The following is a 2,410-nucleotide window of genomic DNA, read 5'->3' as shown; positions in this document are numbered from 1 at the left end:
CCTGGAGAACTTCCTGCCCGGGGATATGAAGCGACTGGCCGATCTGCAGGTGGTGGCCGCCGTGCAGCCTCCTCACATGACGCTGGATCCCGGCGGCCCCGAGCGCGACCTGGGGCCCGAACGCGTTCCGTACATGTGGCCCTTCCGCACGCTGCTGGACGACAACACGGTGCTGGCGTTCGGCACGGACTCGCCCGTGGTAGGTGTGAACTCGATGGACGTGCTGTACAGCGCGGTAACGCGGCAGGACCCGGGCACCCACGAGCCGACAGGCGGATGGCTGCCCGACGAGCGCATCGGCATGGCCGAAGCTCTGCGCGCCTACACGCAGGGCAGTGCTGCGTCGGCAGGACGTAGCAGCGAGCTGGGCACGCTGGAAGCGGGCAAGCTGGCCGACATCGCCGTGCTCGACCGCAATCTGCTGGCCTGCGACGCCGACGACATCCAGAAGACGAAGGTGCTGGCCACCTTCATGGGCGGGACGTGCGTGTTCGAGCGGTGACGGATCGGAGCTTCGCGCTAAGCGCGAAACGGGCGCGCAGGTCGGCGTAGTAAGTCAGCGAGGGCGGCCATGGTGCCCGAGATCGTGGGGATGGCGAGGGTGAAGCGTACCTCGGTACGCGAGCCCTCGGCATCGCCGCGAGATCGGGTGCCATGGGCGGCCGCAGCATCGGCATGTTCCGGCGGCCGGAAGGCCGCCGGAACCTAATACTCCCACATGTGGTCGAGGGGGCCGCTTCCCTTTCCCAGGTTGAGGCCGGCGGCGAGGGCGCCGCGAACGTAGTCCTTTGCGGCGCGCACCGCTTCTTCCATCGGAAGACCCTTGGCAAGCCCGCAGGCGATGGCGGACGAGAGCGTGCAGCCCGTGCCGTGGGCGTTCTCGGTGTCGACGCGCGGCGCGCGCAGCCACACGACATCGCCCTCCGCCGTGACCAGCACGTCGTCGGCGCGATCATGGCGATGACCGCCCTTCACAAGGGCAGCGCCCGTCCCCGCCTCGGCAAGGCGCAGCGCGGCGCGTTCCATCGACGCCTCGTCTACAACCTCGAACCCGGCCAGCACCGCAGCCTCCGGCATGTTCGGCGTGACCACGTCCGCAAGCGGCAATAGGCGCGCCTTCAAAGCTTCGATCGCATCGTCGCCGATGAGGCGGGCGCCGCTCGTGGCCACCATGACGGGATCTACCACGATATTGGCGGCTGCGTGGCGCTCGAGCGCGTCGGCGACGGCTTCTATGATGGCGGCCGACGACACCATGCCCACCTTCACGGCGGCAGGCCGGATATCCTCGAACACGGCGTCGATCTGCTTCGCGACGAACGCCGGATCGACGTCGAGCACGCCCGTCACGCCCAGCGTGTTCTGCGCGGTGAGCGCCGTGATCGCCGTCTCGGCGAACAGGCGGTGCGCGGCGATGGTCTTGATATCGGCCTGGATTCCCGCGCCGCCGCTGGAATCCGAACCCGCGATGCTGAGCACTGCTTCCATACCGCTTTCCTTTCTATCGGCGAGCGTCGGCTATGCGCCGAGCGCTGCTTGCACCGCCGCCCGCAAACGACGCGTCTCTTCCTCGATATCCTCAGCCGCGAAGATGGCCGACACCACCGCCGCGCCGTCGGCTCCCGTCCCCGCGAGCTCGGGGATCGTACGCTCGTTCAGGCCGCCGATGGCCACCACGGGAATATCGACGGCGGCGCAGATGGCGGCAAGGCCGTCCGTCCCCACGTCGGCGGCATCGGGCTTCGTGGGCGTGCCGAACACGGCTCCTACGCCCAAGTAGTCGGCGCCGTCGGCCTGGGCGACCAACGCCTGCTCCACCGTCTGCACCGACACGCCCACGATGGCATCGGGCCCCAGCTTCTCGCGCGCCTCGACGCATGCGGCGTCGTCCTGCCCCACGTGCACGCCGTCGGCGCCCGCGATGCGAGCCGCCTCCACGTCGTCGTTCACCACGAACGGCACGCCCGCCTCGCGGCAGAGCGGCGCGAGCGCCCGGGCGCGCAGCACCACCTCGGCCTGGGGAGCGTCCTTCTCGCGCAGCTGCACGAACGTCGCACCGCCCGCAAGCGCCTCTTCGACGCACGCGGAAAGCGTGCGCTCGCCCAGCCACGCGCGATCGGTGACCGCGTACAGCGCCATCGCCCGGCGCAGATTCTCCCGTGGGTACATGCGCTCCTCCTTATGCTAGCTCTTCGACCCGCGCGCCCGCTTCCAGGGCATCGCCGTCGAGGTTGTACAGGGCGTCCAGCAGGTACGTGCGGAACGACCCGTTGCCGTCGTAGCCGCTCATGCGGCCTTGGGCGATCTGGCCTGCCAGCCCCATGCCGGCGACGGCGGCCACCGTGGCGTCGAGCAGCGCATCGGGGTTCGCCGTCGCGAACGCCGCGCACACGCACGACAGCATGCAGCC

4 protein-coding genes are annotated in these 2,410 nt (G+C 69.7%); 1 reads left to right on the top strand and 3 read right to left on the bottom strand.

All coding sequences use genetic code 11. The annotated features are described in order from the left end of the window. Positions 1-502: amidohydrolase family protein (locus ACMO6A_RS07860; protein WP_418471041.1), on the top strand; the 502-nt coding region annotated here is incomplete at its 5' end. Between the two features lie 203 nt (positions 503-705). Here ACMO6A_RS07860 and thiD read toward each other — a convergent pair. The 3 genes from thiD to ACMO6A_RS07845 all read right to left on the bottom strand — a co-directional run. Beyond that, positions 706-1,488 carry a bifunctional hydroxymethylpyrimidine kinase/phosphomethylpyrimidine kinase gene (thiD, locus tag ACMO6A_RS07855; protein WP_035585973.1) on the bottom strand — a complete coding sequence of 261 codons (783 nt, stop codon included), beginning with the start codon at positions 1,486-1,488 and terminating at the stop codon, positions 706-708. A gap of 30 nt (positions 1,489-1,518) precedes the next feature. Next, complete coding sequence (gene thiE, locus ACMO6A_RS07850) at positions 1,519-2,169, bottom strand: thiamine phosphate synthase (RefSeq protein WP_035585972.1); 651 nt, start codon at positions 2,167-2,169, stop codon at positions 1,519-1,521. A 10-nt stretch (positions 2,170-2,179) separates the two neighbouring features. After that, the coding region (locus tag ACMO6A_RS07845; protein WP_418471040.1) for a hydroxyethylthiazole kinase at positions 2,180-2,410 on the bottom strand (231 nt) is incomplete at its 5' end.

The organism is Eggerthella sp. (genome assembly GCF_048329335.1).
GTDB lineage: Bacteria > Actinomycetota > Coriobacteriia > Coriobacteriales > Eggerthellaceae > Eggerthella > Eggerthella lenta.
This window is presented reverse-complemented; position numbering and strand designations above follow the sequence as displayed.

Excerpts from the sequence above, each read along its gene's own strand:
- thiD (WP_035585973.1), bottom strand. The coding sequence starts at position 1,488 with ATGGAAGCAGTGCTCAGCATCGCGGGTTCGGATTCCAGCGGCGGCGCG.
- thiE (WP_035585972.1), bottom strand. The coding sequence starts at position 2,169 with ATGTACCCACGGGAGAATCTGCGCCGGGCGATGGCGCTGTACGCGGTC.